Origin of the sequence: Streptomyces lancefieldiae (genome assembly GCF_031845825.1) — a bacterium.
In the GTDB taxonomy this organism is placed as follows: domain Bacteria; phylum Actinomycetota; class Actinomycetes; order Streptomycetales; family Streptomycetaceae; genus Streptomyces; species Streptomyces lancefieldiae.
Genome location: NZ_JAVRFH010000010.1, coordinates 52382 through 78506, shown reverse-complemented (window position 1 = coordinate 78506; position 26125 = coordinate 52382). Strand labels below are relative to the sequence as shown.

The following is a 26125-nucleotide window of genomic DNA, read 5'->3' as shown; positions in this document are numbered from 1 at the left end:
GCCTGCCCTGCGGATGACCTGTTCTGGCGGGTTGGTGCTATTGAGGGCAGGTTTGTTCATGCATGATGCTCGTTATGCGCTTCGAGCCTCGAGACGGGCGGGAAAGGACTGACAGCTGTGGGTGCGGGTCGTGCTGCTGTGGCGCACCGGCGGCAGGCTGAGGAGCACCCATGGCCGCCACGCTGGCTGCGCTGGCTGCCCCCCACGCTGGTGGTGGCGGCGATCGGGCTCGATCAGGCGACACCGCCGCACTACTTCTTCGGATCGCTGCTGTCGGCCTCGGTCGTGCTGGCCATCTTCACTTATCCACCGATCGGCGTCGCGGCCACCGGGGCGGCTGGATGTGCCCTGCTGGCTCTCACTGAGCTGCTCGCGGACTACATCGGCCCGACGACCATCTCGGCCTTGATCGTGCTGGGTGCCGTCACACTGCTCTCCGTTGTGCTGTGCACGACGCGCTATCGCATCGAGGGCCGGTTCCGCCGCGTGCAGGTCGTGGCCGAAGCGGTTCAACTCGCCCTGCTGCGGCCTCTTCCCGCCCGGGTCGGCCCGTTGAGGCTGGCCGGCTTCTACCGGGCAGCCGATGACGATGCGCTCATCGGCGGGGATCTCTACAGCGTCCGCCCGACCCCGTTCGGTATCCGTGTGATCGTCGGGGATGTCAAAGGAAAGGGCATCAACGCCACGCAGACCGTGGCCACGGTGATCTCGTCCTTCCAGGAGGCGGCGCTGTCCCACCAGGCGCTTCCTCAGGTCGCCGACCGCATCGACGTGGCGTTGCAGCTCGACCGCGACTACCCCCCGGTGGAGACCGTCAGCGACATCAGCGAAACGCAGGGTCACGAAGAGGTTCCGGCGCCGGCGGATGAACTCTTCGCCACAGCGGTGCTGCTCGAGTTCTCCTCGGACGCGCGCGAAGTGCGGATCCTGGACCGCGGCCACCAGCCTCTGCTCATCGTCGGACGCCAGGGCACATCCGTCGTGCAGACCGAGCACAGCCTGCCCCTGGGTATGGGGGACATGCTGCCCGAATCGCCGCGCACCCACACCTGCGCACTCGATCCCGGGGACGTTCTGGTCGCCTACTCCGACGGCATCACCGAGGCACGCAGCCCCACCGGTTCCTTCTACCCTCTCCGCAATCGGATCCAGGCCCACTTCGACAGCCGCACTCAGCGGCCTTCCCCCACCAGCCTCATCGCCTTTCTCGAGCGCGACCTCGCCCAATGGGCGCCCAACCTGTCCGACGACGTCGTCGTGATCGCGCTCCAACCCGACCTCGAACAGCCCGCATGAGCGGATGTCCCCGGGCCGGTGCGACGGCGGACCGCACCAGGGCCGACGCAGCACCGGCAACCACCCGCCGCCTACGGGGCGAACCGGACGGGCAGGCTCTGCGGGCCGCGGATCATCAGCCCGGGACGCCAGGTGATCGCCGCCGGGTGAATGTCCAAGGCCAGGCTCTCGCAGCGTTCCAGGAGCGTGCTGATGGCGATGCGTGCCTCCAGGCGCGCCAGCGGGGCCCCCAGGCAGTAGTGGATCCCGTGGCCGAACGCCACGTGGCCGCGGGCGTCGCGGGTGATGTCGAAGCGGTCGGGCTCGGGGAAGCGCGCCGGGTCGCGGTCGGCGTCGGCCAGGGCCACGAGGACGAGCTCGCCGCCCCCGGGGACGACCGTGTCGCCGATGGTCACGGGCTCGGTTGTGAACCGGTACGTGGGGGTCTCCACAGGGCCGTCGTAGCGGAGCATTTCCTCGACGGCGGAGTCGACGAGTGTGAGGTCGGCGCGCAGGGCGGCCAGCTGCTCGGGATGGGTGAGCAGGGCGAGGACGCCGTTGGAGATGAGGTTCACGGTGGTCTCGTGGCCCGCCACCAGCAACAGCCATGCCATCCCGCGGAGTTCGTCGGCGGACAGCCGGTCGCCGTCGCCGTCCGAACCGTGGATCAGCGCGCTCATGAGATCGTCGCCCGGCTGCTGCCGCTTGCTCGCGAGCAGTTCCTCCAGGTACCGCGCCATGGACGCCGCGGCGGCCGTACGGGCTCCGGGGGCGGTGGCGCCGAGAGCGTCGTTCGACCACGTCCGGAAGGAATCGCGGTCGAGGCCCGGGACGCCGAGGAGTTCGCAGATGACGGAGATGGGCAGCGGGAAGGACAGGGCCTCGACGAGGTCGGCGCGCCCGTCGGACCTCGCGAGCATCCGGTCCAGGAGGGCGTCGGTGGTCTTCTGGATGCGCGGGGCGAGTTCCTCCACCCGGCGAGCGGTGAACTCCCGGGCGACCAGCTTGCGCAGCCGCGTGTGGTCCGGCGGGTCGGCCCTGAGCATATGAGGACCGGAGGAGATGGCACCGAGCGGAAGCGAGGGGGACGCCTTGCCCCAGTCCTTCGAGAGGGTCGGGTCCGTGAGCGCGGCGCGCCCGGCCTCATAGCCGACGACGAGCCAGGCCTCCGCGTTCCCCTCCGGCATCCTGATGCGGTGTACGGGACCCCGGGCCCGTAACCGGGCGTACACGGGGTACGGGTCGCGCGTGAAGGACTCGCCGAGTGCGGCTAGATCGACGATGCTCATGGGCTACCACCTCACTGACGGCTCAGGGCTCGCGGCACACGACGGTGACCGACGGGGTCGGGGCCCACGGCCCCGGGGAGGGGACCCCGCCCACCGGCGGGCGGCGACGACTGCCCGCCGACTGTAACCCTTGCCGTCACCGGACAAACCCGGTTTCCGGCAGACGGAGGCCACGGGTCGGCCGGTCGCTGCCACCTCGCCCACCTCTCCTTCGGCAGCGACCCGAGCCGCACGCTACGCAGCGCGCGACGTGCCCAGGATGTCGGTCATCACCGAGTGGACCGGTTCACCGTCGAGGAGCTTCCCGAGCTCCTCGACGCCCTGCTGTCGTTGCGGCGGGGTGAGTGAGACGTAATGCTCGATGCGTTCGTTGAACGTCCGGCGGTACTTCGCGTACAGCCCGTCGTCTTCCCGGATGCGGCCGGCCAGCTTCACCAGGGCCGCGGTGCCGGCGAAGTCGTCCTCCGGCAACGGGTGACACGGCACCACGTCCGCGAAGCGGCCGCCGCTACGGCCGAACAGGGTGCCGTCCAGTGCGCGCATGGTGAAGACATGGGCGTAGTGCTGCTCATGGATCGCCAGGGGAAGCCGCCCGAGGGCGATCGATTCGTGGAGTGCCGTGAGTCCGGGAGCCAGGAGATAGTCCGCAGTACTCGCCGCGATCCGGACCAGCTCACGCTGACGCAGGAAACAGCAGTCGGCCTGCCTGCCCACGGCCGAGAAGGTCCGCTGCCGGCCCTCGCCGAACGGGCCGCCGCAGACCAGGACGCGACGGAACCGGGGCCAGTCCCGCAGCAGGTCCGGAACCCAACGGTGCAGCAGGCGCAAGTAGTCGTTGTTGACGTCGAAGTCCAGGAGGAAGTTCTTGAACCCACCGACATTGATCAGCAGGTCGTACTGCGGTTCGGCGGTGAGCACGACGTCCCGCAGCCCGCCGACGTCGATGATCGAGCCGGTCCGGTGCACCCCGGAGCCGGTCCCCGGACCGGCCAGTTCGGCTGCGCGCTCGGTGACGCCGGGGAAGTTCTGCACGACGCTGTGTGTGGCGAGCAAGTGAGCCGCGACGACCCGCTCATGCGGCGAGAGCCCCGTCAGGTGACGGTCGGCGGCCGCGTAGCTGGAGCGCGGCATGGTCGCGCAGAGGTCGCGGATCCTGTCCAGTGGTCGTGCGAGCTGCCAGAAGCTGAACAGGCTGTCCACCATGGTCACGGGCCGCCGCGCCACGACGGCCCGGAACACCAGCTCGGCGTCCATGACGGAGACCACGTGATCGCTGCTCCGCAGCAGGTCGTCGGTCACCTCCGCCCCGGAACTCCTCGTCATCCCACTGGTGTCGTACACGTCGTCGAAGGCGTCGGGATTGCGCCCGGCGAAGACGGCGGTGATGCCGTCGCCGACGAACACCCGCTCGTGCTCGGGCAGATGCCGGGAGACCGCGACGAGCTCGGAGGCCGGACCGAAACCGCAGTTCTGCGCACCCATCACGATCCGCACGTCACGTCCCTCCGTCGGTGGTCCTCTGCGGACTGCCCACGGTGCCGGGTGCCGCGGCGAGGACCTCGACGAGCCGCTCGGCGAAGTCTGCGGGGTACCTCGCGTATCCGACATGTCCACCCGGGAACAGTTCCACCTCGCGGCCGAACCGCTCGGCGAGCAGGAGCGTGGGGCGGTGCACGAGATCCTCGCGTGAGGCGTGGCCACCGGCCCACACCACCTTGTGCGCCACTTCGCCGAGTGCGGCGAGGTCGGGCACGAAACGCGTGAACGGACGGACGAAGTGGGTCAGGAAGAAGTCGGTGTTGTTGTGCACCTCCGGGAGGGCCGGTGCGGGCCGGCCCCCGTGGAGGGCCTGGAGCTTGGTCAGGGCCGGTGCCATACCCTCACGGAGGTATGTCTCACAGACGTCATCGAGGAGTGCCAAGTGCCGCTCCGCGTCCGGAAGGATGCTCAGAACGGGGGGTTCGTGGGCGACGGTCAGCCGGATCCTGTCCGGATGGCGGATCGTGAGTTCCAGCGCGATGAGTCCGCCCGAGCAGCTTCCGAAGACATACACGGGCTCCATGGGGCCGGCGAGGTGCCGGATCAGCCGGTAGGCGTCGTCGGCGTGCTCCTCGACCCTCTGGTCCACCGGAGGGCCGTCGAGCACGCTGCGTGAGTTGCCCCGCGGATCACAGGTGACGACACGGTGGTCCGAAGCCAGGACGGCAGCCAGACGCTTGTAGACAGCCGCATCTGAGTTTCCCCCTCCGATGAGCAGCAGGAGAGGCCCCTCACCTCGTACTTCGAAGTAGATCTTAGCGCCCCGTACGGCGAGCGTCCCGCTGTCCAATGGGCTCATCACGCTCCAATCACACCCGGTGGGACGGCACAGCGTGACATACATGGCACGGACGGTGCAGGGCGCGTAGGAGTCGGCACTGCCCACTTCCCACGCCTCCGCGGTCACACGCGCTTCCGACTGCACCCGCGCGCCGGTCTTGCGGTGGGAAGCACTGGGCATACCGACCAGGCACGTACCGCGAAGGAATCGGCTCCCGAAGCAAGGAGGCCCGGGTGACGGGCATCGACGAAGTCCGCAGGATTCTCCGTGACTTGGGAATCGAGGAACAGCTGCTGCACGACGACGCACGGCTGCGTGCAGATCTCGGGCTCGACTCCGTCGACCTCACGCAGATGCAGGTGGAGCTGGCCGATCGGTTCGCCACACGCGTCGATCTCTGGACCGGGCACGACCACACCCTCCGGCAACTCGCCGATACGGTCGGCGAACGCGTTCCTGGCGCAGGTGTTTCCGGGGAGTACCGCGACCGCGGCTGGTGGCGCCCGGAGTTCCTGGACGATCTCGTACTGAGCACGCGCGTGCATGCGGGTCACCGTGCGGCCCTTGTCGGCGGCGACCGCGCTTTCACCAGGGCCGAACTCGAAGCGGCGGTGTCCGGCTGCGCCGCACGGTTGGCGCACAGCGGCGTCCGGCCCGGCGAGAACGTGCTCGTGCAACTACCGAACCAGGTCCAGATCGTCGTTCTGGTACTCGCGCTGATCAGGCACGGTGCGTGCCCGGTTCTCGCCCTTCCCGCCCTGCGCGAACACGAACTCCAGCAGGTACTCACCGCGTTGGCACCCACTGCACTGGCCGTGCCGGCCCGGCACCAGCGCTTCGAGCACCTGGGGCTGGCCGAGAAGCTCCGCGAGCGGCATCCGTCCGTACGGACCCTGCTCGTCTCGGGCCTCGCCGGCCCGGCCGGTGACCACGTGAGCATCGACGATCTCGTCCAGCCCGCCGGTCCGGCTCCCTCACCCGCGATCCGGCACCCCTCGGACACCGCCCTCTTCCTGCTGTCGAGCGGAACCACGGGCGCGCCCAAACCCATCGCCCGCACCCACGAGGCGCTCGGACACGTGGTCCGTACGTCGGCGGCGGTCTCGGGGCTGACCCCTGAATCGGTGTTCCTCGCCGTCCTGCCCGTGACACACGGCTTCGCCTTCTCCAGTCCAGGAATTCTCGGCACGCTCGCCTGCGGCGGGAAGGTGGTCCTCGCCGCGCCGGACGATGCGGCCGTGGCCATGGCGTTGATCGAGCGCGAACGCGTCACACACTGTGCGCTCACTCCCGCGCTCGCCCGGCAGTGGCTCATGGCCGGAGCCACTCTCGGCGATCGTGACCTGTCCAGCCTGGAGGTGCTGCAGATCGGCGGGGCGCGCCTGGACGAATCCACGGCCGTCCAACTGGCCGGTGCCTTCGACTGCCGGGTCCAGCAGGTGTACGGCATGAGCGAGGGCCTGCTGAACTTCACCCGGCTCGACGACCCGCCCGACGTGGCTTTCACCACGCAGGGGCGGCCGTCTTCACCAGGTGACGAAACCCTCGTGGTGGACGCCGAGGGCCGACGCGTCACCGACGGTGAGACCGGCGAACTCCTGGTCAGGGGACCGGGAGTCATCACGGCGTATCACGGTGGCGTGTCACCCGCGTCGTTCACCGCCGACGGCTTCTACCGCACCGGCGACCTCGTCCGCCGCCACGCCTCAGGGAACTTCGTGGTCGCCGGGCGGCTGAAGGACGTGATCAACCGCGGAGGAGAGAAGATCCCGGCAGACGAACTGGAAGCGCTGGTCCTGGCGCATCCCGGTGTGCGGGCCGCGGCGGCCGTCGCGATGCCGCATCGTGTGCTGGGCGAAGTCGTCTGCCTGTACGTGGTGGGCGGTGACGAGGGGGCGCCGGCCCTGCGGGAGATCCGCACGTACCTGGAGGACCGCGGGCTGGCCCGGTTCAAGCTGCCGGAACGTCTTGTCGAGGTTCCAGCGCTGCCCCTGACCGCGGTCGGCAAGACGGACAAGGTTCGGCTGCGTGAGGACATCAGCGCCCGGCTGGACGCCGAGGGCTGACGCACCCGGCTTCAGGCGAATGGTTCCACTTCACGGCGGTGGCGGACCTGTCGGCCACTCCGCGGCGCCGTTCGTTCAGGGGGCGCGCCAGATGTTGTTGAACGCCTCTTGCTCGATGCTCCGTCGCTGCCGTTCGGAATCCAGTTCCTGCAGTGCGTCGCCGACGGCGGCCAGGATGAGCTCCACCGCACCATCGGTCTCCGGGGGGAGGTCCCGCGCTTGCGGGCCGCGGACGCCCACGGCTTCCGCGAGGGTCACGAGGACGGGTTCCGCGGAGGACCACCGCTCCGTTGCCTGGCGGCGGGCGGGTGAATCGACGAGGACGGGTTCACCGGTCGGGAAGAGACGGGCCCGACGGCGCTGGCGCGTCAGCAACCCCTCTGTTTCGAAGGCGGCGACATAGGCCACGTCCAGCGCTTTCCCTCTGCGCCACAGCCAGTCGCTGATCGTCTCGTACGGCTCTTCCCGGATGAACGATGCGAAGGCCTGCTCCAGGAGGACGTCGGCCGGTGCGGGAAGCCGGCCGGGCACGATGCGGTCCTCTCGCAACTCGACCACACGGGCCGCGCAGAGGTCGATCAGTTCGGCCCCGGCCAGCGCGAGCGACAGGTCACCAGCTCTCACGGGCGGATCACCGGCGCTGTCCAAGGTGATCACGAGAAGGTTCCGCGCTGTGGTCATAGGCGGCTGCACGTCCAAACGTCGTCATCGCGACCCGTCAGTCCGGCCCCCGGGGCGGGAACCGGGACGGCACGTGACATACATATCACCATCCTGACGACCAGTCATCTGTACGTCTCGGCGCTCAGCTCCTCGGCCGCGTCGTCAGGACACCGGGCGGACGACACGACGCATGGCCGTCCCCGGCTCAGTGACCGCAGCCGGGCCGCGACCGGCGCCCCGTCCGTCATGTCCGCGGGTGGCCACAGCACTGCTGCGACGTCTCGCCGCCGCGCCGTAGGTGGGGCAGCGTCAGGTGCCACCAGTCGGTGAGTCGGTGGACGATGACCTCGGGCCCCTCCAGGGCCTCGGTGAGAGTGCAGAGTCCGAAGAAGGCACGGACGAGCGTGCGGGCGGTGGGCGCGGGCCGGACGCCAGGGGCCAGGTGGCCCGCTGCCCGGGCCTGGGCGAGGAGGCGGGTGGCGGCGACTGTCCAGAGGGCGAAGGGGTCGGGAATCGGAGCGTCGATCGTTTCGCGTTCCGCCCACAGGCGTGCGCCTGCGCGCGTGTGGATGTCCTCGGCAAGAGCACGGGCGACCTCGTAGCTCAGGGCGACGAGACGCTCCAGAGGCGGTTCGCGGGGATCCGTGTACCGCGCGGCGAGCCCGGGCCAGCTGGCGAACTGCGCCTGTACGACGGCGAGGGCGACTCCCTCCTTGCTCGCGTAGTGGAAGTAGACGGAGCCACTGGTCCGGCCGGACAGGGCGCTTATGTCGTTGACGCTGGTGGCGGTGTAACCCCGCTCGGCGAAGAGGCGGGCGGCTGCCTCAAGGAGGGATCTGCGGGTTGCCATGGCCCGTTCCTGCACGGTGCTGTCCACCTTCGCTCAGCGTTCTCCTGACGGTCGAGAATGTAGTGCGCCCGCGCACGCCCGGTGCAATTCGTCTCTTGTCCGCGCGGTAATTGCATTTCCTTTCGATGGTGAGCGCTTACGGGTGGTCAAAGGACTTTCACGGCGTGTTTCGTGGCACTGAGGCGACCTCGGCTGCTCGAAGGCGACTGATGCGGGCCGTCATCCGCATATGCCTCAACTCTTCGCCCTTTTCGCGTGGTTGTCGGGCCGTCGGCTCCACGGTCACGACTCGTGGCGCGACGGGACTTACACCCTCCTCGCCGCATCGTCGATCACTCGAAGTAGTGATTGCATCACTCTGTGCGGCAAAAATATCGTAGTTACTGCAATGTTTCCCGTTTGCGGCGGAATGCCCGGAGTGCGGAATGATCCGTCCGGGCCGCCGGAGGAACACGGGGTGCACACCTCCGGCGCACGGGGAACCGCGCCAACCGGGGCGCGACGCCGCCGTCGGCGCGCCTACTCGCTCCCACTCCAGGAGGCACCGTGCCTACTCGGAACCCCCCTCTTCTCCGCTGGACCCCCAAGGCCGTCGTCTTCGACTGTGACGGCACCCTGATGGACACCGAACGCCACTGGCAGGAAGCTCGGAATCGGGCCTTCAGCGCCTTCGGGCTGACGCCTCCGCGCGGGTTCGCGGAGCGGGCCAAAGGCGTTCACTACGCCGACTGCGGGCGGCTGATGGCCGAGGAGACGCAGAAGCCGGAACTGGCCACCGGCCTGACGACGGCCCTCCTGGAACACTTCCTGGCACTGGTGGCCGACGAGCCCCTCACCATGCCCGGAGCCGCGGAGTTCGTCCACCTGCTCTCCGGCCGGCTGCCGCTGGCGGTGGCCAGCAACTGCCCCGCACAGGTGGTCGAGGAGAGCCTCGGCTGGGCGGGGCTGCGACGGCATTTCCAGCACATCGTGGTCCCATCCGGGACCGGGGACCACACGGCGGACGCCCGTCCGGCGACGCGGGAACGGCTGGAGGACCTGCGCCCCAAGCCGTGGCCGGACGTGTACGCGGCGGCGGCTCGACTCTGCGGTGTCCGGCCTCAGGACGCGCTGGCCGTGGAGGACTCCCAGACCGGGGTCGAATCCGCCCGTCGGGCGGGCCTCAGGGTGGTCGGCGTCGGGCCTCGGCCGGCCGAGGAAGAAGCCGACCGGGCCGACCTGTGGGTGACGGCCCTGCACGCACCGGACCTCCTGGCCTGGGCAGGGAGGTGGACGACCGGACCGGTACTGCCCGCGCCCGGCGACCGGGCCGGAGGCGACGACTCGGCCGCGTCCCTGGGCGGACGCTCCGCCGGTGTGGACGAGACCGCCTAGCGGCCCGGGTGCGCGTCACAGGGCCCCGGGAGGTCGGCGGAACCCGTCGGTACGGCCGACGTGTTGACCGCGTCCCTGACGGTCTGCTGCCGACAGTACGATCCGGCCGGCGCCGGCCCCGGTGGCGTCCTGAAGGAGCTACCGGGGCGCGGCCGCCGGCGCTGTGCGGTGGGCCGTACCACGATCTCGTTCACGTCGACCTGGTCCGGCCGGGTGATGGCGTTCGCGATCAGAGGGATCCAGTGTCGGCGTCGCGGCGGACCAGCGGCGCGGCGCGGGTCTCCGGGCCGACGACGGTGTTGACGAAGTCGGTGTGGACGAAGCCCGGGGAGACGATCGTCACGCGCAGGTCGCCGACCTCCTGCCGCAGTCCATCGCAGACCGTGCGCACGGCCGTCTTCGTCGCGGAGTGCACCGCCTGCCCGGGGACGGTGCGGTACGCCGCGGCCGACGCCACCATGACGAAGTGCCCGGCCTCCTGCCGGCGGAAGACGGGCAGCGCGGCGGCGATGCCGTGCAGGACGCCGCGCAGATTGACGTCGATCATGTCGTCCCATTCGTCGACGCGCAGGTCCTCCAGCGGGGAGACGGGTCCGGTACCGGCGTTGTCGACCAGCGCGTCGAGTCGACCGAATCCGCTGACCGCCGTGTCGACGAGGCGGACGAGATTCTCGCGCCGGCGTACGTCGGTCGGCACACCGACGGCGCGGCCACCGTTGTGCCGTAACTCGGCGCCGAGCTGCTCGACGCGGTCGCCGCGCCGAGCACCGAGTACGACGTTCGACCCGCGCCCCGCCAGGGCGAGCGCTCGCTACGGCCCGAGTCGTCACCACGGCGAACCCGGGCTCGTCCGCTCGGGTGATTCCCCGGCTCTGCCACCCACGCCGCCGTTCCCCGGGGGATACCCCCGGATACGGGCCGTCCCGCCGAAGCCGTACTTCCCGCACCTCGTACGAGGAGGCTCTGACCGACATGTCGGACCCCGCGCGTATCGACGTACACCAGCACCTGGTCCCACCGGACCTGGGCCGTGCGATGGCCGAGCGAGCCGCGGCCCTGGGCTGGCCCGCTCCCGCGTGGGACGTGCGGAGCGCGATCGCGATGATGGACCGCAGGCAGATCGCCACCGGACTCCTGTCGTTTCCCGCCCCGGTCGGGGCCCCGGACGACCCCTCCGGGGCCCGCGACGGCGCTCGGAGGGTGAACGAGTACACCGCCGAAGTCGTCAAGGACCGGCCCGATCGTTTTGGTCACTTCGCCGTCCTCCCCCTGCCCGATGTGGACGCCGCGCTCGCCGAGGCCGCCCACGCACTGGATGAGCTGAACGCCGACGGTCTGACGGTCCTGTCCAACGCGCACGGCCGTTACCTCGGCGACCCGGCGTTCGAGCCGCTCTGGGCAGAGCTGGACGCCCGTGCCGCCGTCGTCCTCGTCCACCCCACCGCGCCGCCGATCGCGCCGGTCCCCGGCCTGCCCGGCCCTCTGGTCGACTTCCCGTACGACACGTGCCGCACGGCCCTGCACCTGGCTGTCAACGGTGTGCCGGGGCGGTACCCCCGGATCAGGATGATTCTTCCCCATGCCGGCGGCTTCCTGCCCTACGCCGCCCACCGCTTCGCCGTGGCCGCCCGGCTCCATGCCGACTCCACGCCCGAGGGCCTGCTGAGCGACCTTCGTCGCTTCTACTTCGACACCGCCATCTCCGCCGGCCCGGCCGCCCTGCCCTCGCTGCTCGCCTTCGCCGCGCCCGGACACGTCCTGTACGGCAGCGACTTCCCCATGCTTCCCGAGCAGTGGGCCACCGGCTTCGACAGCGGGCTGGACGACTATCCGCACTGGGAACCCGGGCAGCTCCACGCCGTCAACCGCGGCAACGCCGAACTTCTGATCCCTCGGCTTGCCCGGTCCTGACACCGCGGGGCGCCGCCTCCAGCAACGCCACCGACGCTTCACCCAGGACGGAGACCTGCCATGCGCAGTGACGTGTTCGAGACCGACGGAGCGCGCCTGTACCACGAAGTGCGCGGCAGCGGACCCCCTCTGCTGATGATCAGCGGGGCCGGAGGGGACGCCGGGTACTACTCGGGTGTCGCCGAGGAACTGGCCGACGCCTTCACCGTGATCACCTACGACCGGCGAGGCAACTCCCGCAGTACCGGCCGCTGCGCCGAACCGATGGACCTCGCTCAGCAGGCGGCCGACGCCCGTCGGCTGATCGAGTCGGTGGCGGGCGGACGGGCTCTCGTGTTCGGCAACAGCGGAGGAGCGATCATCGGCCTGACGCTGGCCGCGCTGCACCCGCAGGTGCTGACCGGTCTGGTCGCGCACGAGCCGCCCGCCGTGAACGTCCTGCCCGAAGGCGACCCCGAGCGTGGCTTCTTCAGCAACATGGCCGCGCTGTACGCCGAGAGCGGCGCCCCGGCGGCAGGACGCCGGTTTGCCCGGACGACGCGCGGTGAGGGGACGTACCGCTGGCCCGACGACCTCTGGGAGCGGTTCCTGGGGAACCAGGACCACCTGTTCGGCACGGAAGGGCCCGGCTTCGCCGCCTTCCACCCCGACGAGGCCGCGCTGAAGGCCGCGCCCTTCCCGATCGTGCTGGGCGCAGGCGCCTGCGACCGCGGTGCGTACTACGCACGGCCGTCCGCCGAGATCGCCCGCCGGATCGGTGTGCCGTGGGCGGAGTTCCCCGGCATCCACATGGAGTTCCTGCGCGATCCGGCGACCTTCGCGGCGGCTCTGCGGGCGCTGGCGACACAGATGCTGAGCCGTGAGGGACAGGTGCCCACGGAGTGGGTGAACGGGCACACGCCGGGAGCGGAACACGCCCACGGAAGCCGGGAGCACCGCGGCTGATCCCGTCCGGCAGACCGGCGAGGTGGGGGCGTTCGCGTCTCCACCGGGGAGCGCGAACGCCCCGACGCTCAGACGAGAGCCTGAAGCCCGGTGGGCCACAGCAGAGTGGTGGCCGCCCAGGTGAAGCCGGCACCGAAAGAGGTCACGACGACTCGTTGCCCGGCCTTCAGCTGCCCGTCGATCGCGGAGTGGCTCAGCAACAGGGGAATGGAGGCCGCAGAGGTGTTGCCGACGTGGGCGATGTTGGACGGAAGGCACTCGGGCGGGATTCCCAGCGTGTGGGCCACGGCCGCGCTGATGCGTGCGTTGGCCTGGTGGACGATCACCCTGTCGACGTCCTGGAGACGCCATCCGGCCGCGGCGGCGGCTTCTTGGGTCACGCGAGTGATGTGGCGCACCGCGTGACGGAACACTTCGTTGCCTTTCATGTGTACGTACTGGTTCTTCGCGTCATCGACGGTGCGTGAGGGACAGCGGGAACCCCCGGCGGGGATGTGGATGGCGTCCGCGTGCTCGCCGTCGCTGCCCCATGCGGCTGGTCCGAGGACTCCTGGTTCGTCGGCCCGTCCGGCGGTGAGCACGACTGCGCCCGCCCCGTCTCCGAAGATCGGCGCGGTCTGTCGGTCGGCGGGGTCGATGACGGCCGACATCTTCTCCGCTCCGATGACCAGTACGCTGCCGGCGGTTCCCGCGTGGATCAGTCCTGCCGCGACGGTCGTCGCGTAGACGAAGCCCGAGCAGCCGGCGCCGAGATCGAAGGCGGGGATCTGACGCAGGCCGAGCCGGTGGGCCACCAGCGGCGCGGTGCCGGGCACGTGGTGGTCCGGAGTGGCGGTGGCGAGGACCACGGCGTCGACGTGTTCGACCCTCGCCGATTTCATCGCCCGCAGTCCCGCCTCCGCCGCCAGGTCACTGGTGGCTGTCACCGGATCGGCGATGTGCCGCTCGGCGATGCCGATACGGGTTCGGATCCATTCGTCCGTAGTGTCCAGGCGTGAGGACAGTTCGGCGTTGCTCACCGTGCGCGGGGGCAGGTAGGCCCCCAGGCCGAGCAGTCGCGCGGCACGCGCCGGCGACGGGGTGGTTCTGCGTGCAAAGATCAACGGTCTGTCTTCTCTGTGCTGCTCGTTCGCGTAACCGTCGGCGGAGGCCGTGCCGTCGGGGTCCGGACTGACTACACCTCAGGCACCCCGGGCACGCGGTCCGTCCGCGAGTGGGGACCCCGCTCTGCCGGGTCCTCCGGGTCGGACGGTGCCGCTGCCCGTCCGGCCACCAGGCTGACCAGGTCGGCAACGGTGGGCGCCTCCGCGAGCTCGTGTTCGGGGATCACGATGCCCATGCGGTCCTCGAGAGTCATGGACAGCAGGGCAACGGCCAGGGAGTCGATGCCGGCTTGCGCCTGCGTGGCCCCGGGAGTGATCGGCGTGGCCGGCAGATGTCCCTGCTGGACCAGAATGTCTTTGATGAGCGCGAAATCGATGACGCCTGTGGTGTCGCGGTCGGCGGCGGGTGGCGCGAGCGCCGAGCCGGTGCGGGGAGGCAGGCCCGGCACCTGCGGGTCGTCGTGAGGCTGCGGGAGTCCGTCGACCGCCTCGTGGAACAGACTCGGCAGCCGGCGCAGTCCGGGGAGCGCGGCGTCGGTGACGAAGTTGACGCTGGTGATCCCGTTGTAGCTGCAGGCCACGATCGTCGCCGGCTGGTGCCGTGGGAGCCAGCTGAAGGGCTGGAGACTGGTGACGGGGTCTTGTCCGTAGCGAAGGGGCCGGTGGACGGCTAGGTAGGAGGTGGTGATGGCGGACCGGCCGGGTGTGGTCATCCGGGCCGCCAGAGCCTGGAAGGCCCGTGCGGGAACGAGGTCCATCACGGAGCGCATGGCCTTGTGGTGGCTCGGGTCCTTCGTGGTGCGGCTGACGGCGATGACGTGGTCGAGGCGGCCTGCGGCTGTCGGCTCGTGGCAGGGGAGGGGCGCGGGCGCGAAGGTGAAGTAGTTCCCGGGCCGTTCGAGTTCCTCGGCGCGGCGCAGGTTGACCATCGTGATGGCCGGCAACGGCCTGTCGGCGCCCCGGCGCCAGGATTGTGATGTCCACGTGCGCAGGGCTCCGCCGAGGGCGGCCAGGAAGCCGTCGTTCGTGTCGCCGCCCCGGGCGGTGGCGGCATTCCGCAACCGTTGCGTGGGCACCTGCGCCCAGCCGATGTCACGGTGGCCGGTGAGGGGTAGCGCGGTGTCGTTCCAGACATGGTGGGTGGCGCATGCGGAGAGCATGTTGCGCACGGTGCCCAGGTAGGCTCCGGCGCCCGCCCGGGGGGCGGGCTGCACGGTGGGCGCGGGCTGCGTGGTGGACGCGGGTGCGGTGCCGAACAGAGTGGTCAAGGTGCCGATCAGGCCCATGCCGTCCTGGGTGCTGTGGTGCGCTCGCAGACAGATGCAATAGCGGCCAGGGGCGTATCCGGCCAGCAGCCAGATGTCCCACAGGGGGCCCGTGTCGGGCAAGGGCCGCGCGACGAGGTCGGTCAGGGCCGTCTCGAGCCGCTGGTCACCTGATGGCAGATGTTGTGCACGGACGCGGTGGTCCAGGTCGGGGGCCGGGTCGTGGTGCCAGCGGGCTTGGAGTCCGGGACCGTGCAGGTAGTGGGTCAGGCGCGGCTCGTGCTCCAGGTGGGAGGCGACATGACTGCGGAGTTCCCCGAGGGTGGGAGCGGCGCCTTCCAGGTGGAGGATCACTCCGATGGTCTGGGAGACCGAGGGATGGGTCTGGGCCATGGTGTGCAAGGTCAGGTCCATGGGACCGGGACCGGGACCGGGACTGGGACTGGGACGAAGGCGCATGGGCACGGTGTTCTCCGCTGTGGTGGCCGGTGAGTGGTGCGGGTACGGTTCGGGCCGGTGTGAGCCGGGGGACCGGCGGGCGGCGCCCGCAGCGTGGGGCGAAGGAGACCCGGGCGGGGGCGGACTTCGCCGAGGTGGTCCCGGGTGGCGGCTCGCTCGGTTTCCTGCGGCGGCCTTGCCGGAGCCGGCAGAGGACGGAGCGGGTTCACGGGGCGGTCCGTTGGGCGGACCGCGCACTGCTGTGCCGACGGCCAGGCATGACGACGCGTGAGGGCCGGAGGCGAGGGGTGAGGTGGCCGAGGGCGAGCAGGGCGAACGCGTCCGTCAACAAGGGGACGTGATACGGGAACGGACGCGGGCCCAGCATGTCGGGAACGGAGACGATGCTGCCGTCGGGACGCTGTTGGCCGAGCAGGTAGCCGGTGGCGCGCGAGGCGGGAGCAGCGTCGAGCTGTCCGGCCAGGACGATCAGGGCGTAGGCGGTGCTGATGGCATCGCTCGGAGCACCGTTGTGCTGTCCGAAGCCGCCGTCCGCGTTCTGTGCGTTCCGCACCAGGTCGGCGATCCGGCCGCTCATGTCACGGACGGCCGGAGCGGACTGCCGGTGGTGGCGGGCGGCGAGATACGCCCTGAAGACGGTGTGCAGGCGGCTGCTGCTCCAACCGGGGGGAAAGGACCCGTCGGGGTTCTGCCGGTCGGCGAGAAAACGCAGAGCAGCCTGGATGAGGTGATGGTGACGGTGGTGGCCCTCGGTGCTGAGCGCGTTGATCGCGGCGGCGGTCATGCACGCCTCGGAGGGAGTGCCTGATCCGTAGGTGGGGAATCCGCCGTCGGTGCCGCGGACCGCGACCAGGGCCTCCAGGGCGTGCCGGATCGGGGCGCGGTAGGCGTCCGCGTCCAGGTGATGCAGGAATTCGATCGCGACGGTGGTGCAGTCCGTGTCGGAGAGCTGAGCCCGGTCGGTGTAGGACCAGCCGCCGTTCGCGCGCTGGACGTGCACGAGGTGCCGGGCGATGCGGTGCAGCACCTCGCGCGGTGCGCCGGCGCTGGAGAGGGCGAGGCCCGCGGTGACGGTGCACCAGGTGTCGGTGTCCGTGACGAAGGGCAGGCCGCCGTCCTCCCGCTGGTGCATGAGGGCGGTGCGCAGGCCGGCGTCGACGGCGCCCTCCATGCCGGGCACGTCCAACAAAGCGTGCAGAACTGACAGATGGATGAAGAGGTTTCCCTCCCACACCGTTCCCGGGCGTTGGGTGGACGCCAGCAGCGTGACATCGTCCCGGTCGGCCGGGGCTCCGCCTGCCACCCGCCCCAGGATTGCCTTCACGGCCACGGACTGCACACCGGCCCAGGGGTGCAGCGTGCCCGCGTCGAAAGTATGGGGATCGACGTCGTCCTGGGCTACAGCCGCGCCGAGCATGGCGAAGACGGCGTGGACCAGGGCGCGTTTGCGGCCCCCCGTGAAGTCCGGTACTCGGCTGACGACGTCCTCAAGGGCCTGGCGAGACGACGGACGCCCGGTGTTCCGGCCCAGGGCCACAGCGGCGACGGCCGTGTCCATCAGGCCTTCGCCGCCCCGGTGACGCTCCAGATAACGCACCAAGCGGTCACGTTCGTCGCGGTGGCCGGATCCGCACTGCCTCATCAGGGCCAGGGCGAGCGCGGATTCGAGGACCCGGCTGCGGCAGGGGTCGCGCACGGCGCCGTCCCCTCCCACCCGGTTCAGCAGGTACGCCGAAAGACGTCCGTGTCCGGCGGCCAGCGCTGCTGGGAAACGCGAGGACGGCCAGGCCGGGGGGAGCCGCTCAATGGCAGGAAGTCGCATCGGTGGCACAGTCCTTGAGGGCACGGAAAGCACAGTGACGTGCGAGCCGGTAGAGGGGAGAGGGCGGACGGGATCAGTGACACGCGCCGGGGCGCTCACGTGACCAACGGGCGTCGAAGCGATCGGTGACACCGAGCCAGTGCAGCGTTGCGGACACGAATTGCCCGAGGGCCGCCACGTACCGCCGTACCGCGTCCGGCCCGGTTCCGGGGCCGGCCATCGTGGTCAACGAGGCGGCAAGCGAGTGGAAGTCCCTGATCCGGTCATTCCGCATGAGCGTGACCTGCTCGTGCGCCGAGGACAGGGGGCAGCCGCGTGCGCGGCTGAGCACGGTCACCAGGTTGTCGCGGTCCTCCCGGAGGTCCTCCTCGGCCGAGACCAGGTCATTGGTCCAGCCGGCTACGTCAGCCGCGGCCTGCCGCAAGGACCTCACGAGGTCTTCCCCGCCGGGGAGGCCGGGCCAGGGTGCGCCGGCGGTGCACTCCAGGATGTCTGCCATGGGCAGGGCCGTAATGGTCCTGCGACGCCGCACGACATAGTCGCTGAGCCCCAGCCGGACGCCGTCCGCGCGGCCGGCGGCCTCTTCACACGTGGCCAGGGCGAAGTCGCGGTAGTCGGCGACGAACCGCTCCCGCCACCGTGCGGACATCCGCGGAGCCGTACGCCGCCACAGGTCGTCCAGGGCCTGCTCGGTCCCGCTGCCCGTTCCGGCCGCGCCACTGGTGACGACGTCCAGCAGCCGGTCGAACAGCGCCGCGACCTCCTTTGGACGGACCTCGGTCCGGCTGCGGTCGAACCGGTCGTCGACCAGGCAGATGAAAGCAGCCCACTGGGCCGTCAGTGCCAGATCTCCGGCGCTCGCCCGGGGCACGGTCAGGCAGGCGAACGCACCCAGCCGCATGGCCACCAGACGCTTCTCCTCGAAGGCGTCGGCAACCAGTCCCAGGCCCCGGGCCCACGCCAGCACCGCGGCGCCGGCCTTCTCGGCCCGACCATCACCCGGGAGGCCGGGACAGGCAGGGCCGACGCCGGTTTCCCCCCACATCCGAGGTCAGCCCAGCGCCGAGACCACGTCGACACGGCCCGCGACCGTGGCCAGACTGTCCCCGGCGGGAACCGGCGACGCACCGAAGGCCCGGGAGAACACCGCCGCGCCGTCCTCGGTCAGCATCGTGTCGAGCGGTTCGGCCACGACCGAGCCGGGAGAGTCCAAGGACGGCATGGTGACCGTGATCTTCGTCATGTCGAACTCGTATGTGGCGAGATCGACAGGCTCCGCCGCTTCGTCTCCGACAGCCGCCTCCACCGACATCGTCCGCCCCGCCAAGTCACCGTGCGACCCGGTGAAACGCAGGTTGCTCCCGTCCGAGGCCCTGGTGAAGGTCATGCCCCCGTCCGCAGTCCAGGTCCCTTCGGTCAGGTCGAGACTGATCTCGCCCTCCATCGGCCACCGCACGCACGGGGCCGGCCCCGAAGAGTCGAGCACGGCCGGAGCGGCGGCCGACACCGTGACTCCGTCGGCCGCCAACTGCTCAGCCGCCGCAGTCGACAAGCACCACGTGACCGGTCCGGCGACAGGCAGCACAGGTCCCACAGCCACAGCCGCGGACACGGCAATGGCGGACAGGGGTACCAGAGCAGTGGCGATCACAGTACGACGCCGCATGAGAAGACCTTCCGTCGGAGGGCCGCCAGAATCGCCTACGACACCTCCGGGACGGGGCGAATGAAGGTTCCGGCTCCTGAAGTTCACCTGAAGGCGTGAAGCAGGGGGCGGGATTGCTCAGCATTGCTCAGCTCGTGAAACGTTCCAGCCCTGTGATCCCCGTCACGTGTTCGATGGTCTGGACGGGTGTTCAGGCGGAGGGGGGTGGCCTCTTCCGGACGGCACAGGACGTGCGTTCCCCCAGCTCACGCATGGTGTCTAAGCGGTAACTTAACGCTGTGGTCTATTCCTGTGCGTGTCAATGTGATCACCTTGAGTCAAAATTGGTCGAGAAGGGCATGCGCGTTTGACCCCTCCGATCCGAAATCCTGCAGCCGAGGACCCAGAGCGGTGTCCTCCGCAGCGTCATCTCCCCTGCCTCCAGGATGAGTTGACGCCGTGTTGGCAGGAGAGGACCAGGTCCCGTGACCGTGAACGATCTGCTCGCGCTGCTTGCGGCCATCACCGCTGTACGCGTCTTCCTCCCCGACGTCGTCGCGGGACTGCGCCGACTGCTGCGTGCCGGCGCCCGGGTCGGCGTCGCCGAGCTGCTGAGCACACAGCCGGCACGCACCGCGGCCACCGAGGCACTCGTCACCACCCCCGTCCGGGACGAGGAGGCATGACCATGGCCATCCCCGAGGACCGCGACGCGCGCCACACCCTCCCCACCACCTCGGAGGAACTGAACACCTTGCAGGGCATCCACTACGAGATGCCGTCCGACCTGGACGCCTTCTACCGGATGTACGCCCGGCCGCAACTGCGTTACGCAGCCACCGTGCTGGGTGACATGAAGGCCGCCCAGAGCGTCGTGCGCCGTCTCTACAACCACCTCGCGCTCAACTGGGCGGTGGTCCTCCTGCAGGACGGCGGACCGGAGGCGTACGCCTGGCGCGTGCTGAAGATGCGCGTCGAACTCCACCTGCGCATGACCGTCGGCCCCGCTGCCGACGGGCGCAGCACCACGCCGGCCGGCACCGCGCGAACGACCGCCGTACACGACGCCGTCCGCGCCACGCTGGAGAACATGCGCACGCAGCTGGCGGCCATAGAGTCCCCGCTCGGCCTCTACACGGCCATCGCCGCCCTGCCGGAACGGCAGTTCGACGTGATCATCCTGCAATACGTCCTGGGCTACCCCTGCAAACAGGCCGCCAGCATCATGGGCATCGACCCGGCGACCGCCCGGACCCACCGACGCCTGGCCCGTAAGCGAATCGCCACCAAACTTGGCATAGACCTGGGTGACGACGAGGAGAAGGAGTAAGACCGTGCCGCGCAGCTTCGACGACTACCTCGACCAGGCCACACTCCCGGACACGGTCACCGACGCCGACCTCGACGCACTGAAGCAGGAGATCGTCCGCGACGTCACCGCCACCCTGATGTTCGGCGCCCGCCCCGCACCCGAGGGGCACTATCCCACCGCCCTCGACCGCGCCGAAGCGGCCCTGACCGCCTTGTCCACCGAGCTCATCCACAGCACCGACGCCGCCGGATACCTCGCCCGTATCGCCGACGCCCCCTCCGACGCCGACGGCGCCCTGCACTTCGGCTGCCTGCTCAACCTCGCCCACGAACCCGACAGTGCCCTGTGGTGGTGGCAGTTCGCCGCGGGCGCCGGCAACGCCACCGCCGCCTACTGCCTCCACCTGTACCACCTGCTGCGCGGCGAACTGCGCGATGCCGACCACTGGGCCCACCAGGCCCTGAACCTCGACAGCGACATCCACCTCGCCTCCACGACCCCCTGGCCCGCCCGCCGCCCGGACCACCCTGCCATGGCACTGCGCGAAGCCGTCGAACGCCTCAAGGTCGAAGAACTGGCCGGCGCTCCCTTCCACCACCCCGACCATCGCCTCGCCGACCAGATCGAGGAACTCACCGACGCCTGCTGAAGCCGCGCCGGATTCCGGCCACCCGTGAGGGCCGCGCGGCCCGGTTACCACCCGGGCCGCTCCGGTCCCTCCTCCGGTCCTGGATCAGTCACGGGCATCCACGCCGTGGTGATCGAGTGCTGCTCGGATCTGTCGGAGCCACTCCGTGCCCAGCCGGCGCCCGTCGGGGAATTGGTCGCCTCGATCCCAGCGCCACGTTGTGATCATCGCCAGCACGAGGAGCCGGCACTCGCGCAGCAGGTCCTGATCGACATCCGGGTAGTGGTCGCCGACTTCTTCAGGCGCATGGGCGAGGTCGAATTCGACGGGCCCACGGCAACACGTCTCGAAGTCTATGAACAGCAGCCCGTTCCTCGTGGTGAGCAGGTTGCCCGGGTGTGGTTCGCCGTGCAGCAGCTGCTCGGCACCGCTGCGCTCGCCGATCACTCGTCTCAGGCTTCGTAAGGTGTCGCCGAGCAGCTCCCGGTCCGCGTCGGCGAGCGCCGGAGTGCGGTCGCGGTTCGCCACGAGTCGTTGAGCCTGCTCGACGCGATCCGTGAAGTGCGGAGTCGGGACGTCGAGCTCGCGCATACCGACATGCAGCCGCTGGAGCGCATCGGCGTGGTCGGCGGGCGAGATCTCGCGAGGTGTCAGGGGTTCGTAGTAGGTCCAGAACGTGACCGCGAAGCCGTCACGCTCATGGACGCGTGGCTCCACCCGAGGCTCGAGAGCAGCCACAGGGCACCCGGAGTCGGCAAGCTGCTGGGCAAGCTCGATTTCGAACTGTGCGACCTGATGCGCCACCGGTGCCACCCGGGCCAGGACGTCACACGGCAGCAGACGCAGAGTGAGCTTGTTCGAGTCATGAAGAACGATCGCGTCGTCGACCGGCAGGCCAAGCGACGAGGCGGTCGACATGGCCGTGGCCACCGCACGCCGTACCTCTGACGCCTGCATCGTCGCCCGGTCCCTCTCCCTTGAGCGCTGCCGTCTCCCCAAGCGGTGCAACCCGCGCACCATAGCAAGTGGTCGATGGGCAGCCGCGGTGACGCATACGGTATCCCGCCACGGACGTATGAAATCCCTGGGCAGGTCTCACTCGGGGGAGTGATCCACGCGCGACAGGGGTTGTGGCCGATCTACCTGTTTCGCTATCAAGATCGCACCCAATGCGCCGGATCCCCGTCTCACGCGCATGTTTCCTGTCATGACAAAGGAGTCCCTCATGGCCACTCGTCGTTCTCTTCTGTCGTCTCTCGGTATTGCCGCGCTTGCTTCGGCGCTGCTCGTCACCCCCGCCCTGTCCGCCGAAGCCGCCGCGCCTGCCGCGTGCAAGGGCCATGCCTGCACCGGGAAGAACCCGCAGAGGGAAGGCTGCGGCTCCGGGGCCAAGGTCATCGACCGAGTGACGCCGGCGGGCGGGGGACCGGAAGTGCAGCTTCGCAACTCGCCCCGCTGCAGCGCGGCATGGGCGCGGATCCAGAAGGCGAACAGCAACTGGCGATTCAAGATCCAGATTCGAGGCGGAAAGTCGTACGTGAGCAACGCCTCGTCATCCTATGAGGCGTACACGGCGATGGTCGGTTCGAGCAACGCCTACCGAGCCTGTGTCGAGCAGTACGACGGGCGGGGAGGGAGCTGGAGCTGTACTCGCTGGCACTGACGCCGGCCGTCACGCTGGAGGCCGAAGCCGGCGCCCGTGCAGCCGAGTTCACCGGCTGCGAATGTTGCCCCCCCCGGCGGGGTTGCAGGGCGTCAGGGTGCGTGATGTGGAGCTCACCCCGCAGGGCCGGCATGTCCTGCGCCGCACCACCTTCGACTACCGACGCCAAGACGGACGCTGGTGCACCCAGCAGCGCGAGACGTACGACCAGCGGCAACGGCACGGTCGTCCTGCGTCAGTTCCGCTACCCGGCCTACGTCGACGACCACCCGGACGGCATGCTCGTCGAGGCGGCGGCCGGGCTGCTCGACGGCGACGAACCGCTCGCCGCCGTCCGGCGCGAGGCCGCAGAGGAGCTCGGTGTCACCCTTGGCGCGCTCACCCATGTCCTCGACGCCTTCATGAGCCCTGGCTCGGTCACCGAGCGCTGCACTTCTACGCGGCCCCCCTATACCCCGTCCCACCGCACCGGGAACGGTGGCGGGCTGGAGGAGGACGGCGAGGACATGGAAGTACTCGAAGTGTCCTTCGCCGATGCCCTCGCCATGGTCCGCGATGGACGCATCGCCGACGGCAAACCATCATGCTCCGGCAATGGGCCGCCTTGGAGGCGGTCCAGGTCGCTCGGCGGTCGCCTGCGCCGCCGCCGCGGTCGAGGCCGCCCAGAACGTCTCCGCCGACCTGTGGCTGCTCGGCGTCACCGGCGTCCACCCGGAGGCTGGACCGACCACCGGCGACGCCGAGAGGCCGCGATGACACGCGTCCTGGCCGCACGGGCCGCGGACACCTACGTCCTCGCCGCGTCCGAGAAGATCGGCGCGGCCTCACGGTTCCGCGTCCTGCCCCGGGAGGAGATCAGCGCACTGATCACCGACGCCGACGCCCGACGCACAGTCGTCGGGCAACTCACGGCGCGCGGCGTGGCCGTTCTGGCAGCCGGCTGAAGGTGACGGGCGAACATGGGGACGTCCACGGCACGTGCCGTGACTCGCCGTACTGCGGCGTCCTCGCGAATGAGCGGCCGTCCCTGCGCGACAACCTGCTCATCCGGTCGCGGCCGAAGACCCTGTCGGCAAGGTGAGGATTTCGGCCCCGTCCTCGGTGATGGCGATCGTGTGCTCACTGTGTGCTGTCCGACAGCCTGTCGCACTTCGGAGGGTCCACCCGTCGGCATCAGTGACGAGTTCCGCGGTGTCCGCCATGATCCACGGCTCCAGTGCCAGCAGCAGCCCGGGGCGCAGTTTGTATCCACGGCCAGGACGTCCGGTGTTCGCGACGTGCGGGTCCTGGTGCATCGTCGATCCGATGCCATGGCCTCCGAACTCGGTGTTGATCGGATACCCCGCCTTGCGGAGGACCGTGCCGATGGCATGGGAGATGTCGCCGATGCGGGCCCCGGGCCCGGCCGCGGCGATCCCCGCGGCCAGCGCGCGTTCGGTTGCACTGATCATCGCGACGCTCTCCGGGGGTTTGGCGTCGCCCACGAGGAAACTGATGGCGGCGTCTGCGGCGACTCCGCCCTTGGAGACGGCGAGGTCGAGTGTCAGCAGATCGCCGTCGGCAAGGGTGTAGTCGTACGGCCGTCCGTGGAGCACGGCGTCGTTGACGGCCGTGCAGATGTAGTGGCCGAACGGGCCGCGTCCGAAGGAGGGCTCGTAGTCGACGTAGCAGGACAGCGCTCCCGCCTCGACGATCATGCTCTTGGCCCACCGGTCGATGTCCAGTAGGTTCGTGCCGATCGTGCTGCGGCTCTTCAGCGTCTGCAGGATGTCAGCGACCAGGGCGCCTGTGACTTTCGCTCGGGCCATCAGGCTGGGGTTCAGGATCTCGATCATGCGGCGCCCTTCTCACGTAGCCAATAACTATACCGGCCAAACTATACCGGTATTAGAATCGGGGTCGCGGTCAGGTTTCCGCTCACTCCCGCAGAGGGCGCACGCGGACAGCGCCTGGGTGCCCTCCGGCGTCGGGCCGGGGGAGGTCGCTCGCTGCTCGATACAGCGCTCGACGCCCGTGTCTCGGCGGAGACCTTGCGGAAGATCGAGTCGGGCCGTGTGGCCACTCCTGCCTTCCCGGCCATCGCGGCGATCGCCGATGTCCTCGGCCTCTCCCTCGATGCGGTGTGGGCCGAGCCAGAAGGTTTAACGCGTCGCTCCAGACGAGCAGTGCCTGGGCGTCGCCGGGGGGAGGGCCGGCCCCGGTGTGGTGAGCAGGCTCATCAGGCCCTTCACGCCGAAGGGAAAGAGGGGTGTACGCCAGCAGGCGTGCCAGTAGTCCCAGTGGCGAGGGAGCTCTTGCCCTCAGCGTCCTGGCGGTGACGCACCGGGACGGGCCCGTGGAAGCAGCTCTCACCGAGCTCCTCCTCACCCGCCTACGGCCTGTGCTGTGGGCCGTGTACGGCTATTACAGCTTCCGTCGCGTGTGCAGGTTCAAGGGGTGAGCAGCCGTCGGCTGATGCCCGCGACGGTGCGTTCGGACTCGGTGAATCGAGCGCAGGAACCCGGCGGCCACCTCGACTCGTACTGCGCCCTCGTCGAGCAGCTCGGCAGTGGTCGAGCGGTCTTCCGGACACGAGTGGTGAACATGCACGGACTCCCCGGCCATCCCACCTGACGGCCTCGACGGCCGACCCCACTTCCGCGCCCAGTGCGCAAGGACGACCAACAAGCGCGGACGACCACACTGCCCTCGCCTTCCAGGCGGCGCTCGCCGGACGCTGGGCGGGCGGCGGCTTTGCGGACGCGGGCGGCCAGAGCTGTCTGGGAGAGGACGCGGGCGCGTCGGGCGGTGGTCAGCGGCTGGGGATCCACCTGTTCCAAGCCCAGCCGCGGTGTCCAGGCAATTCACTACCAGGCGTTGCCGGTGGCCACCATGGTGCCGGTCGACGGTGAGGCGGTTCCGTCTACCGTGCCACGGTCACGCAGTCGCCACCTGTCGCGTCCCCGGTGCTCACCCGGGCCGAGGAGATCCACGCAGCACCGGGGACGCGGAGTCGTCAGAGCGGGTTGAGGCGGGCCTTGAGCAGGCAGAACTCGTTGCCCTCGGGGTCGGCGAGAACGTGCCACTGCTCCTCGCCGGTCTGGCCGATGTCGGCCGGGCGCGCACCGAGCTTCAGCAGTCGTTCGAGCTCGGCGTCCTGATCGCGGTCGGTGGCGTTGACGTCGATGTGCAGCCGGGACTTCCCCTGCTCCGGCTCGTCCCTGCGGCTGAGGATGATCGTCGGCTGCGGGCCGCCGAACCCTTCGCGCGGCCCGATCTCGAGGGTGCCGTCCTCTTCGCGATCGAGCACCACGAAGTCCAGGACCTCGCACCAGAACCGCGCCAGCACCTCGGGGTCGCGGCAACCGAGTACGAGCTCACTGATGCGACATGCCATGGATGAAACCTGCTCTCAACGTGGGGACTGCCGGCGTGGCCGCGCGTGGCCGCGCGCGGAGCGCATGGGCCCCCGCGGCGGGAACAAGCTCAAGACCGTACCGAAGGAGACGAGCAGGAGCGATTGGGTTTTGGGGGCCTCACCTCGCCGCCCCGAACC

The 26125-nt window shown here is 69.9% G+C and carries 24 protein-coding genes and 3 pseudogenes; 13 read left to right on the top strand and 14 right to left on the bottom strand.

The genetic code is table 11. From position 1 onward, the window contains the following. The first annotated feature begins 117 nt into the window (after nucleotides 1-117). The gene (locus RM812_RS12735) at nucleotides 118-1296 is read left to right on the top strand and encodes a PP2C family protein-serine/threonine phosphatase (RefSeq protein WP_311572596.1); all 1179 of its coding nucleotides are present in this window, start codon (nucleotides 118-120) and stop codon (nucleotides 1294-1296) included. Between the two features lie 71 nt (nucleotides 1297-1367). Here the strand turns inward: RM812_RS12735 and RM812_RS12730 are convergent, their stop codons facing one another. The 3 genes from RM812_RS12730 to RM812_RS12720 all read right to left on the bottom strand — a co-directional run bounded on the left by RM812_RS12730 (nucleotide 1368) and on the right by RM812_RS12720 (nucleotide 4902). After that, complete coding sequence (locus tag RM812_RS12730) at nucleotides 1368-2564, bottom strand: cytochrome P450 family protein (RefSeq protein WP_311572595.1); 1197 nt, start codon at nucleotides 2562-2564, stop codon at nucleotides 1368-1370. Nucleotides 2565-2798: 234 nt separating this feature from the next. After that, entirely contained in the window at nucleotides 2799-4058 is a 1260-nt protein-coding gene (locus tag RM812_RS12725) for a hypothetical protein (RefSeq protein ID WP_311572594.1), read from the bottom strand. Between the two features lies 1 nt (nucleotide 4059). Then, nucleotides 4060-4902, bottom strand: coding sequence for an alpha/beta fold hydrolase (locus RM812_RS12720; RefSeq protein WP_311572593.1), 843 nt, complete (start codon nucleotides 4900-4902; stop codon nucleotides 4060-4062). A 215-nt stretch (nucleotides 4903-5117) separates the two neighbouring features. On the opposite strand from RM812_RS12720, the gene RM812_RS12715 reads away from it, so the two are divergent. Beyond that, nucleotides 5118-6950, top strand: coding sequence for an AMP-binding protein (locus RM812_RS12715; RefSeq protein WP_311572592.1), 1833 nt, complete (start codon nucleotides 5118-5120; stop codon nucleotides 6948-6950). A gap of 75 nt (nucleotides 6951-7025) precedes the next feature. On the opposite strand, the gene RM812_RS12710 is transcribed toward RM812_RS12715, so the two are convergent. After that, nucleotides 7026-7643: a GOLPH3/VPS74 family protein gene (locus RM812_RS12710; protein ID WP_311572730.1), complete on the bottom strand. Its 618-nt coding sequence runs from the start codon at nucleotides 7641-7643 to the stop codon at nucleotides 7026-7028. 214 nt (nucleotides 7644-7857) lie between these two features. Beyond that, nucleotides 7858-8463 carry a ScbR family autoregulator-binding transcription factor gene (locus RM812_RS12705; protein WP_394816447.1) on the bottom strand — a complete coding sequence of 202 codons (606 nt, stop codon included), beginning with the start codon at nucleotides 8461-8463 and terminating at the stop codon, nucleotides 7858-7860. A gap of 546 nt (nucleotides 8464-9009) precedes the next feature. Here RM812_RS12705 and RM812_RS12700 point away from each other — a divergent pair. After that, nucleotides 9010-9837, top strand: a complete 828-nt coding sequence (locus tag RM812_RS12700; protein WP_311572590.1) for an HAD family hydrolase — start codon at nucleotides 9010-9012, stop codon at nucleotides 9835-9837. 229 nt (nucleotides 9838-10066) lie between these two features. Here RM812_RS12700 and RM812_RS12695 read toward each other — a convergent pair whose 3' ends face one another. Next, nucleotides 10067-10636 (bottom strand): SDR family oxidoreductase, encoded by a 570-nt coding sequence (locus tag RM812_RS12695; RefSeq protein ID WP_311572729.1) that lies wholly within the window; start codon nucleotides 10634-10636, stop codon nucleotides 10067-10069. Nucleotides 10637-10809: 173 nt separating this feature from the next. Between RM812_RS12695 and RM812_RS12690 the strand changes: the two genes are divergently transcribed. After that, nucleotides 10810-11748 carry an amidohydrolase family protein gene (locus RM812_RS12690; RefSeq protein ID WP_311572589.1) on the top strand — a complete coding sequence of 313 codons (939 nt, stop codon included), beginning with the start codon at nucleotides 10810-10812 and terminating at the stop codon, nucleotides 11746-11748. Nucleotides 11749-11808: 60 nt separating this feature from the next. Then, a complete protein-coding gene (locus RM812_RS12685; RefSeq protein ID WP_311572588.1) occupies nucleotides 11809-12693 on the top strand; it encodes an alpha/beta fold hydrolase in 885 nt (294 codons plus the stop codon). Nucleotides 12694-12761: 68 nt separating this feature from the next. On the opposite strand, the gene RM812_RS12680 is transcribed toward RM812_RS12685, so the two are convergent. The 5 genes from RM812_RS12680 to RM812_RS12660 all read right to left on the bottom strand — a co-directional run bounded on the left by RM812_RS12680 (nucleotide 12762) and on the right by RM812_RS12660 (nucleotide 18729). Continuing rightward, nucleotides 12762-13796, bottom strand: coding sequence for a beta-ketoacyl-ACP synthase III (locus RM812_RS12680; protein ID WP_311572587.1), 1035 nt, complete (start codon nucleotides 13794-13796; stop codon nucleotides 12762-12764). 71 nt (nucleotides 13797-13867) lie between these two features. Next, a complete protein-coding gene (locus tag RM812_RS12675; protein ID WP_311572586.1) occupies nucleotides 13868-15454 on the bottom strand; it encodes a wax ester/triacylglycerol synthase domain-containing protein in 1587 nt (528 codons plus the stop codon). A 271-nt stretch (nucleotides 15455-15725) separates the two neighbouring features. Continuing rightward, the gene (locus RM812_RS12670; RefSeq protein WP_311572585.1) at nucleotides 15726-17216 is read right to left on the bottom strand and encodes a prenyltransferase/squalene oxidase repeat-containing protein; all 1491 of its coding nucleotides are present in this window, start codon (nucleotides 17214-17216) and stop codon (nucleotides 15726-15728) included. A 199-nt stretch (nucleotides 17217-17415) separates the two neighbouring features. Then, a complete protein-coding gene (locus RM812_RS12665; protein WP_311572584.1) occupies nucleotides 17416-18309 on the bottom strand; it encodes a terpene synthase family protein in 894 nt (297 codons plus the stop codon). Nucleotides 18310-18393: 84 nt separating this feature from the next. Further along, nucleotides 18394-18729, bottom strand: a complete 336-nt coding sequence (locus tag RM812_RS12660) for a hypothetical protein (protein ID WP_311572583.1) — start codon at nucleotides 18727-18729, stop codon at nucleotides 18394-18396. Between the two features lie 743 nt (nucleotides 18730-19472). On the opposite strand from RM812_RS12660, the gene RM812_RS12655 reads away from it, so the two are divergent. Genes RM812_RS12655 through RM812_RS12645 form a run of 3 tightly spaced genes read left to right on the top strand, consistent with a single transcriptional unit; the run spans nucleotide 19473 to nucleotide 20948 of the window. Further along, the gene (locus RM812_RS12655; protein ID WP_311572582.1) at nucleotides 19473-19673 is read left to right on the top strand and encodes a hypothetical protein; all 201 of its coding nucleotides are present in this window, start codon (nucleotides 19473-19475) and stop codon (nucleotides 19671-19673) included. Next, a complete protein-coding gene (locus RM812_RS12650) occupies nucleotides 19670-20317 on the top strand; it encodes a sigma-70 family RNA polymerase sigma factor (protein ID WP_311572581.1) in 648 nt (215 codons plus the stop codon). The genes RM812_RS12655 and RM812_RS12650 overlap by 4 nt, the downstream gene beginning before the upstream one ends. A gap of 4 nt (nucleotides 20318-20321) precedes the next feature. Continuing rightward, on the top strand, nucleotides 20322-20948 hold the full coding sequence (locus tag RM812_RS12645) for a hypothetical protein (RefSeq protein WP_311572580.1): 627 nt from the start codon (nucleotides 20322-20324) through the stop codon (nucleotides 20946-20948). Between the two features lie 84 nt (nucleotides 20949-21032). Here the strand turns inward: RM812_RS12645 and RM812_RS12640 are convergent, their stop codons facing one another. Further along, nucleotides 21033-21884, bottom strand: coding sequence for a phosphotransferase enzyme family protein (locus tag RM812_RS12640; protein WP_311572579.1), 852 nt, complete (start codon nucleotides 21882-21884; stop codon nucleotides 21033-21035). Nucleotides 21885-22152: 268 nt separating this feature from the next. Here RM812_RS12640 and RM812_RS12635 point away from each other — a divergent pair, with 268 nt between their 5' ends. From RM812_RS12635 to RM812_RS12625, 3 genes and pseudogenes are all read left to right on the top strand, one after another. Beyond that, nucleotides 22153-22590 carry a DUF2690 domain-containing protein gene (locus RM812_RS12635; RefSeq protein ID WP_311572578.1) on the top strand — a complete coding sequence of 146 codons (438 nt, stop codon included), beginning with the start codon at nucleotides 22153-22155 and terminating at the stop codon, nucleotides 22588-22590. Between the two features lie 91 nt (nucleotides 22591-22681). Further along, nucleotides 22682-23200 (top strand): annotated as a pseudogene (locus RM812_RS12630) (NUDIX domain-containing protein); the annotation flags it as partial. A gap of 14 nt (nucleotides 23201-23214) precedes the next feature. Further along, nucleotides 23215-23534, top strand: a pseudogene (locus tag RM812_RS12625) (DeoR family transcriptional regulator); the annotation flags it as partial. A gap of 99 nt (nucleotides 23535-23633) precedes the next feature. Here RM812_RS12625 and map read toward each other — a convergent pair. Next, nucleotides 23634-24425 carry a type I methionyl aminopeptidase gene (map, locus tag RM812_RS12620; protein ID WP_311572577.1) on the bottom strand — a complete coding sequence of 264 codons (792 nt, stop codon included), beginning with the start codon at nucleotides 24423-24425 and terminating at the stop codon, nucleotides 23634-23636. A gap of 57 nt (nucleotides 24426-24482) precedes the next feature. On the opposite strand from map, the pseudogene RM812_RS12615 reads away from it, so the two are divergent. Continuing rightward, nucleotides 24483-24755, top strand: a pseudogene (locus RM812_RS12615) (helix-turn-helix domain-containing protein); the annotation flags it as partial. 271 nt (nucleotides 24756-25026) lie between these two features. Next, entirely contained in the window at nucleotides 25027-25203 is a 177-nt protein-coding gene (locus tag RM812_RS12610) for a hypothetical protein (protein ID WP_311572576.1), read from the top strand. A gap of 382 nt (nucleotides 25204-25585) precedes the next feature. Here the strand turns inward: RM812_RS12610 and RM812_RS12605 are convergent, their stop codons facing one another. Continuing rightward, complete coding sequence (locus RM812_RS12605) at nucleotides 25586-25966, bottom strand: VOC family protein (protein ID WP_311572575.1); 381 nt, start codon at nucleotides 25964-25966, stop codon at nucleotides 25586-25588. Nucleotides 25967-26125 lie beyond the last annotated feature (159 nt).